General features: G+C 66.8%; 7 protein-coding genes. 1 reads left to right on the top strand and 6 read right to left on the bottom strand.

The annotated features are described in order from the left end of the window. The coding region (locus VNQ78_RS11520) for an OmpA family protein (protein ID WP_325689810.1) at positions 1-1,535 on the top strand (1,535 nt) is incomplete at its 5' end. A gap of 121 nt (positions 1,536-1,656) precedes the next feature. On the opposite strand, the gene VNQ78_RS11515 is transcribed toward VNQ78_RS11520, so the two are convergent. The 6 genes from VNQ78_RS11515 to VNQ78_RS11490 all read right to left on the bottom strand — a co-directional run. Further along, positions 1,657-1,959 carry a putative quinol monooxygenase gene (locus tag VNQ78_RS11515; RefSeq protein ID WP_325689808.1) on the bottom strand — a complete coding sequence of 101 codons (303 nt, stop codon included), beginning with the start codon at positions 1,957-1,959 and terminating at the stop codon, positions 1,657-1,659. Positions 1,960-2,013: 54 nt separating this feature from the next. Beyond that, a complete protein-coding gene (locus VNQ78_RS11510) occupies positions 2,014-2,421 on the bottom strand; it encodes a cupin domain-containing protein (RefSeq protein ID WP_325689806.1) in 408 nt (135 codons plus the stop codon). 8 nt (positions 2,422-2,429) lie between these two features. Then, complete coding sequence (locus tag VNQ78_RS11505; protein WP_325689804.1) at positions 2,430-3,800, bottom strand: NAD-dependent succinate-semialdehyde dehydrogenase; 1,371 nt, start codon at positions 3,798-3,800, stop codon at positions 2,430-2,432. Position 3,801: 1 nt separating this feature from the next. Beyond that, on the bottom strand, positions 3,802-4,593 hold the full coding sequence (locus VNQ78_RS11500) for a hydroxypyruvate isomerase family protein (RefSeq protein ID WP_325689802.1): 792 nt from the start codon (positions 4,591-4,593) through the stop codon (positions 3,802-3,804). Beyond that, entirely contained in the window at positions 4,590-5,651 is a 1,062-nt protein-coding gene (locus VNQ78_RS11495) for an Ldh family oxidoreductase (RefSeq protein WP_325689800.1), read from the bottom strand. Before VNQ78_RS11495 ends, VNQ78_RS11500 begins: the two co-directional genes overlap by 4 nt. A gap of 9 nt (positions 5,652-5,660) precedes the next feature. Next, a partial coding sequence (locus VNQ78_RS11490; RefSeq protein WP_325689798.1) for a tripartite tricarboxylate transporter permease occupies positions 5,661-7,070 on the bottom strand: 1,410 nt, incomplete at its 5' end.

The raw sequence follows: 7,070 nt of genomic DNA, 5'->3' as shown, positions 1-7,070 counted from the left end.
AGGCCACCGCGCCCGTCGAACAGGCCGAGCCGCAACCGGAGCCGGCGGAGGGCGCGACGCAGCAGGTTCAGGAAGGCACCAAGGCCCCTGCCCCCAAAGCCGCCCCAGCCGACGATGGCCTTGCCGATGCACTGGCCAAGGAAGCCGATAAGGCAGCGGCCCCCGCGCCTGCGGAGAAACCCGAGGGTGCCGGGGCCACAACACCGCCCGCTGCCGCACCTGCCCCGATGACCCAGGAAAATGCCGGTCAGGCCGGCGGAGAGGCTGCTCCGCAGAGCGAACCTGCGACCGATGCGGATGCGCTGGCCAAGGCGCTGGCCGAGAAAAACGGCGAAACTGCGGCTACCCCCGAGGAACCCGCGCCAGCCGCAACCGCCCCGCAAGCCGGTCAGCCCGCCCAGCCGGTGGCCGAGGCCCCCGCCCCGGAACAGGGCGCGAAGGAAACCGAGGCTGCGAAGGAAGCAGCCGCGGCCGAGGAGGTCGCCCCGGTTGCCGCTCTGAGCGAAGAGGGCGGCGGCGAAGTAACCGAGGAACAGGTCACCGAGGATAACAGCCGCTCCTCGGCCGAGGATTTCGCGACCGACCTGCGCAATGCGATGACTGCCGCCACCGGCCAGCCGCGCGAGGCCGCGCGCGACAAGGACGACGACAAGAGCGATCTGGCCAAGGCGCTGCTCTTCGGTCTTGGCGGCGTCGCCGTCGGGTCGATGCTGAACAACAACCGGCAGGTGACGCTCAGCACCCCCGACCGGGTCGTCGTCACGCGCGATGACGGCAGCCAGCAGGTCATCAAGGACGAGGTGGCCCTGCTGCGCCAGCCCGGATCGACCGTCGCGACCGAGAATTACGCCGACGGCTCGTCGCGCACGATCGTCACCCGCGCGGATGGCAGCAAGATCGTCACCATTCGGGACGCCGATCTCAGGGTCTTGCGGCGCAACCTCGTCTCGGCCGACGGCACCACGGTCCAGTTGATCGACGACACGGTGCGGGTCGATCCGGTGGATATCGCGAGCCTGCCCGCGCCGGCGGCGGGAACCCGGATCACGCCCGGCCAGACCAATGAGGAGGAGTTGCGCGCCGCCCTCTTCCGTGAATCCGATGCCGGCCGCCGCTTCACCTTGTCCCAGATCAGGAACATTGCGCAGGTCCGCGCCCTTGCCGCGCCGGTGAATATCGACGCCATCACCTTCGAGACCGGATCAGCCGCGATCCAGCCCGATCAGGCTGAGCAGCTTTCGGCGCTTGGCAAGATCATCCGCTCGGCCGTCGCCGAAAACCCGCGCGAGGTGTTTCTGGTCGAGGGTCATACCGACACCGTCGGTTCGGATGCCGCGAACCTCGCGCTTTCGGACCGCCGGGCCGAGTCGGTGGCCCTTGCCCTGACCGAATATTTCGAGGTTCCGCCCGAAAACATGGTCGTGCAGGGCTATGGCGAGCAATTCCCCAAGGTGCGGCAGGAAGGGGATGTCCGCGAAAACCGCCGCGCCGCAATCCGCCGCATCACCGACCTGCTGCCGCAATCGGCGCAATGACAGGCAAGCCTTCGAGCAGAACGAAACGAAGGGGGCGGCATCTGCCGCCCCCTTGCCGTTCCTGATGCCGCCCTGACCGGCCGGTCCTTCTTTTCGCGTGGAGAGGGAGGGCCGCGGCCGCTCACCCGCCTAGTTCCACCGGCGCGGAATGCGTGACCGAAGGCGGCGCCGCGAACCAGGGCGAAGCCAGTTCGCGCCAGCGCTGGAAGCCTTCGGACTGGCGAAAGGTCACCATGTGATCCTCGACCGTTCGCCATGTGACGATCAGCCGATAGACGAGCGGCATTTCCACGACGCGATGCAGTTCCAGCCCGAGACAACCCTGCGCGGCAAGGAAGTGCGGACGGGCCGCTGCGACGGCGGCTTCGAATCCGGCGGCATCGGTCACGGAAATCTCCGCGACCTCCAGAACATGGGATGACATGATCGGAAAACTCCTGTCCTTGAGAAAAGCCCGGCCCTCGCCGGGCGATGGGTCTCACGCGCTGGCATGACCATGTTCGGCGTCGATGCTGCGCGTCTCGCCCGTCGCGATCATGGTGCGGGTCGCCTCCACCGTCGCATAGGTCCAGAAGATCCGCATCGGCCTCTCGGTCGCATTGATGAAGCGATGCGGCACATTGGCCGGGATCCAGGTCGTGTCATTGCTGTTCAGGTGATGCCGGACGCCGTCGATCTCGGCGATGGCCTCGCCCTCGATCACCATGACGCTTTCCTCGCAATTATGCATGTGCAACCCGATGGCCGCGCCGGGATCGAAGGCGGTGATGCCGTTGATCATGCTGGTCGAACCGCAGCGGCGCGTGACCAGCGGCGTGGTGCGCGCCCCGCCCCCCCGATCATTGGTCCTGAGTTCGGATGGACGAAGGATGGCGGGTTCAGCCATATTGCACCTCACTTGGCGGGACCGATCCAGACGGTCTTGATGTTGACGAATTCGCGGATGCCGTAGACGCCCAGCTCGCGGCCATAGCCCGAGCGCTTGATGCCTCCGAAAGGATAGCGCGGATCCGATGCGGTCATGCCGTTGACGAAGACAGCGCCCGCGTCGATCCGGCGGGCAAGCTCCCTGCCCCGGCCGGCCTCGGTCCAGATGGCGCAGCCAAGCCCGTATTCGCTGTCATTGGCCATGGCGATGGCCTCATCGGCGTCCTTGGCGCGGATGATCGCGGCGACAGGGCCGAAAGTCTCCTCGACAAAGGCCACCATGCCGGGCCTGACCCTATCGAGCACCGTCGGCGGATAATAGAAGCCCTCACCCGCGACCGGCAGCCCGCCCAGCATCAGGACCGCGCCTTCGGCAACCGAGCGCTGCACCTGATCGTGCAGCGTGTCGCGCAGGTTGGCGCGTGCCATCGGGCCGATTATGGTATCACGCTCCATCGGGTCGCCGATCTTCAGCGCGGCGGCCTTTGCGACGAAAAGCCCGGTGAAGCGGTCGGCGACAGCTTCCTCGACGATGAAGCGCTTGGCGTTGACGCAGGACTGGCCGACATTGATATAACGCGCCTTGACCGCGACCTCGGCCGCGGCCTCCAGATCGGCATCTGCCAGCACGATGAACGGGTCCGAGCCGCCCAGTTCCAATACCTGCTTTTTCAGTGCGCGGCCCGCCTCTGCGGCGACGATGGCGCCAACCTCGGTCGAGCCGGTCAGCGTGACGGCGGCGATGCGGTCATCCGCGATGATGCCCGCGACTTTCGAGTTGTCGATCAGCAGCGTGGCGGTCAGGCCCGCGGGCGTGCCGGCCCGCTCCATCACCTCCTGCACAGCCAGCGCGCATTCGGGTACGTTGTTTGCATGTTTCAGGATCGCGCCATTTCCCGCAGCAAGCGCGGGGGCGGCAAAGCGGAAATACTGCCAGAACGGATAGTTCCATGGCATGATCGCCAGAACGACGCCCAGAGGGTCGAATTCGACCACGGTTTCCGCATTCGAGGGCACCGGCTCATCCGCCAGATATTGCGGCGCGTGCTCGGCGTAGAAATCGCAGTTATAGGCGCATTTCTCGATCTCGGCCTCGGCTTCGGCAAGGGGCTTGCCCATTTCGCGCACGATCATCCCGGCATAGCGCACCTTGTCCGCGCGCAGCACCCCCGCCATGCGTCCGAGCAGCTTCACCCGCTCGGCGATCGGCACCAGACGCCACTCCCGCTGCGCATTCGCCGCCGCCGCCAGCGCGGCATCGACCGCCGCGTCGTCCTGCAACGCATAGGTCTGGATCGCAGTCCCGGTGGCCGGATTGATGGATGTGATCTGCGTCATGTCATGCTCCTTGGTGGGAACCGGCCGCGCCGGAAAGGCGGCGCTGCCAGTCCGACAGAAAGCGGGTGCTTGCCGTCGTCGTATCGCTGGGGATGTATTCAAAGCCGATCGCGCCGGCATAGCCCGCGCGGGCCAGCGCCCCGAGAAGCGCGTCGAAATCGATCCGGCCGCTGCCCGGCTCATGCCGGCCGGGATGGTCGGCGATATGCACATGGCCGATGCGGTGGCCATTCGTGGCGACCCATCGGGCAGGCTCACTGCCCAGAACGGTCGCGTGATAGCTGTCGAACAGCAGATCGAACCGCCCGCCGAATGCGTCCTGCAGTTCCGCCGCCGCCTGCAGCGTTCCCATGAAATAGCCGGGAATGGTGATGGCCTCGACCAGAACCCGCAGGTTTTCGGCCTCGCATTGCCGAAGCGCCCAGCCCAGATTGCCCTGATAGGTTTCCGCAGCCTCGAGCCAACTGCCCTGCACGATACCCGCCATCGGATGGACGAAGGGGCAGCCGATCTCGGCCGCATAGTCCCGCGCGCGCCGGAAACCGCTGCGGAAGGCATCCTCGCGCCCCCGCAGGCAGGCCAGCCCCTTTTCGCCGGGATCGCCCATGCCCGAGGTGATCTGCGAGAAGGTCAGCCCCAGATCATCCAGACGCCGCCGCATCTCGGGTGCCGGGATCGCGAAGGGCTCGGGATGCTCGACGGCGGTGAAACCATCGCGGGCGGCGGCCTCCAGCCGCCGCGCCAGCGGCAGATCGGCATAGAGATAGCCGAGATGGGCGGAAAGGCGGGTCATGCGGCGGCCAGCGCCCGGGGGAAGTCGATGCCCACGCGCGCGCCCTCGGCGGTCAGGTCGGCGATGACGTTGTCGGTCACCGGGATGCCGTCGCGCAGCCGCTCGACCTCGCGGCGGGCCTCGGGTTCGCCGGGCAGCATGATCTCGTCCACGCCGGCGGCGCGGGGCAATTCCTTGATCCGCCCATAGAAATCATCCATGCGCGCCCCGAAATCGGTCAGCGACATGAAAAGGTCGGGCCGGAGGGCGAAGAACAGATGGCCGACATTCTGCGGCCCGGAATGGTCGAAATAGAGCGACTTCACGTCGCCGCCGAAATTCGCCCCGGTCAGCACGCCGGACATCAGGTCCATCAGCGTCCCGAGGACCGAGCCCTTGACGCCACCGAAGGGCAGGCAGACCCCCTCGAAGGCCTTGGCGGCGTCGGTGGTCGGAACGCCCTCCACATCAAGCGCGAGGCCTTCGGGGATCGGGTCGCCCTTCATCGCGGCAAGGCGGATCTTGCCCCGCGCGATCACCGTCATCGCCATGTCCATGACATAGGGCGGATGCTTGCCGCCGGGGATGCCGGCCGCGATCGGACTGGCGCCGAGGAAGGTCGTGCGCCCGCCCCACATCGGGATCGCGGGCGAGGAATTGGTGAAGATCAGCGAGATGTAGCCGCGCTCGATCGCGCGCAGGGCATAGCAGGCCCCCATGCCGAAATGTGTCGAGCGATGAACACCAGCAAGGCCGATCCCCATCTCTCCGGCAATGTCGCAGGCCGCGTTCATCGCCACGTCCGAGGCGATGAAGCCCATGCCATTGTCGCCGTCGACATGGGCGACCGCCCCGGCGACCTTGCTGACATGGACCGTAGGCTGCGGGTTGACGAGGCCGCGGCGCAGCCGCTCGAGATACATCGGAATGCGGCTTACCCCGTGGCTGTCGACGCCGCGCAGGTTCGCCTTGACCAGATCGCCGGCGACAAGGGCCGCATCATCCTCGCGCAGCCCGGCCGACAGGAACATGGCGCGGGCGAAATCGCGCAGGGATTGCGCATCGAAATTCTTGGTCATGGATTCTCCTCAGGCGCGTCGGCGCAGGATGATAGGCAGGATCACCAGCGCGGCGGCGATCAGCAGCAGGGAAAGCGAGAGCGGCTGGGTGAAGAAGACCGTGGCGTCGCCCTGGCTGATGGTCAGCGCGCGGCGGAACTGCTGCTCGGCCAAGGGACCAAGGATCAGCCCGACGATGCAGGGCGCGATGGGTATGCTGAAGCAGCGCATCCCGAAGCCGACGATCCCGATGATCCAGAGCAGCACGACGTCGGTGATGTTGTTGTTGAGCGTATAGGCGCCCATGGTCGCGAACAGCAGGATTCCCGCGTAAAGCCAGGGCCGCGGCACGGCAAGGATCCTGACCCAGACCCCGGCCAGCGGCAGATTCAGGACCAGCAGCATCAGGTTGCCGATATAAAGGCTCGCGATCAGGCCCCAGACCAGCTCCGGCTCCTTGTCGAAAAGCGTCGGGCCGGGCTGGATGCCGTATTGCTGGAACGCCGCCAGCATGATCGCCGCCGTGGCCGAGGTCGGCAGCCCAAGCGCCAGCAGCGGCGCAAGCACGCCCGCTGCCGAGGCGTTGTTGGCGGCCTCGGGACCGGCGACGGCCTCGATCGCGCCTTTGCCGAATTCCTGCGGGTTCTTCGACAGGCGTTTCTCGGTCAGATAGGACAGGAAGGTCGGGATCTCCGAGCCGCCGGCCGGCAACGCGCCGATCGGAAAGCCAAGCGCGGTGCCCCGCAGCCAGGGTTTCCACGACCGCCGCCAGTCCTCGCGGCTCATCCATTTCGAGCCCTTGAGGGCGTAGATTTCCTCGTTCTCATAGCGGTGGCGGGCCAGCGTGAACAGCGTCTCGCCCACGGCGAATAGGCCCACCGCAACGACCACGACATCAATACCGTCCAGCAGTTCGGGAATGCCCAGCGTGAAGCGCGCCTGCCCGGTCTGCAGGTCGATCCCGACCAGACCCAGCGCAAGGCCGAAAAGCAGGCTGGCAAGACCCCGCGACAGCGAATCCCCCAGCACCGCCGTCACCGTGGTCAGCGCCAGCACCATCAGCGCGAAGTAATCCGCCGGCCCGAACAGCAGCGCCAGCTTGACCATCAGGGGGGCAACGAAGGTCAGAGCGGCGGTGGCAATGGTGCCCGCGACGAACGAGCCGATGGCCGCCGTCGCCAATGCCTGCGCGCCGCGCCCCTGCCGCGCCATGGCATGTCCGTCCAGCGCCGTCACGATCGAGGCGCTCTCGCCCGGCGTGTTCAATAGGATCGAGGTGGTCGAGCCGCCATACATCGCGCCGTAATAGATGCCGGCGAACATGATGAAGGCCGAGGCGGGCTCCATTCCGTATGTCACGGGCAGCAGCAAGGCTACGGTCAGGGCGGGACCGATGCCGGGCAGCACGCCAATTGCGGTGCCCAGCACGACGCCAAGGAA

This window comes from Paracoccus sp. (in: a-proteobacteria), assembly GCF_035556475.1.
Lineage (GTDB): Bacteria > Pseudomonadota > Alphaproteobacteria > Rhodobacterales > Rhodobacteraceae > Paracoccus.
The sequence above is the reverse complement of the archived record's forward strand: the minus strand, read 5'-3'. Positions and strand labels throughout refer to the sequence as shown.

Bases quoted from the DNA above. Each gene is read 5' to 3' on its own strand.
- VNQ78_RS11515 (WP_325689808.1), bottom strand. From the start codon at position 1,959: ATGTCATCCCATGTTCTGGAGGTCGCGGAGATTTCCGTGACCGATGCC.
- VNQ78_RS11510 (WP_325689806.1), bottom strand. From the start codon at position 2,421: ATGGCTGAACCCGCCATCCTTCGTCCATCCGAACTCAGGACCAATGAT.
- VNQ78_RS11505 (WP_325689804.1), bottom strand. From the start codon at position 3,800: ATGACGCAGATCACATCCATCAATCCGGCCACCGGGACTGCGATCCAG.
- VNQ78_RS11500 (WP_325689802.1), bottom strand. From the start codon at position 4,593: ATGACCCGCCTTTCCGCCCATCTCGGCTATCTCTATGCCGATCTGCCG.
- VNQ78_RS11495 (WP_325689800.1), bottom strand. From the start codon at position 5,651: ATGACCAAGAATTTCGATGCGCAATCCCTGCGCGATTTCGCCCGCGCC.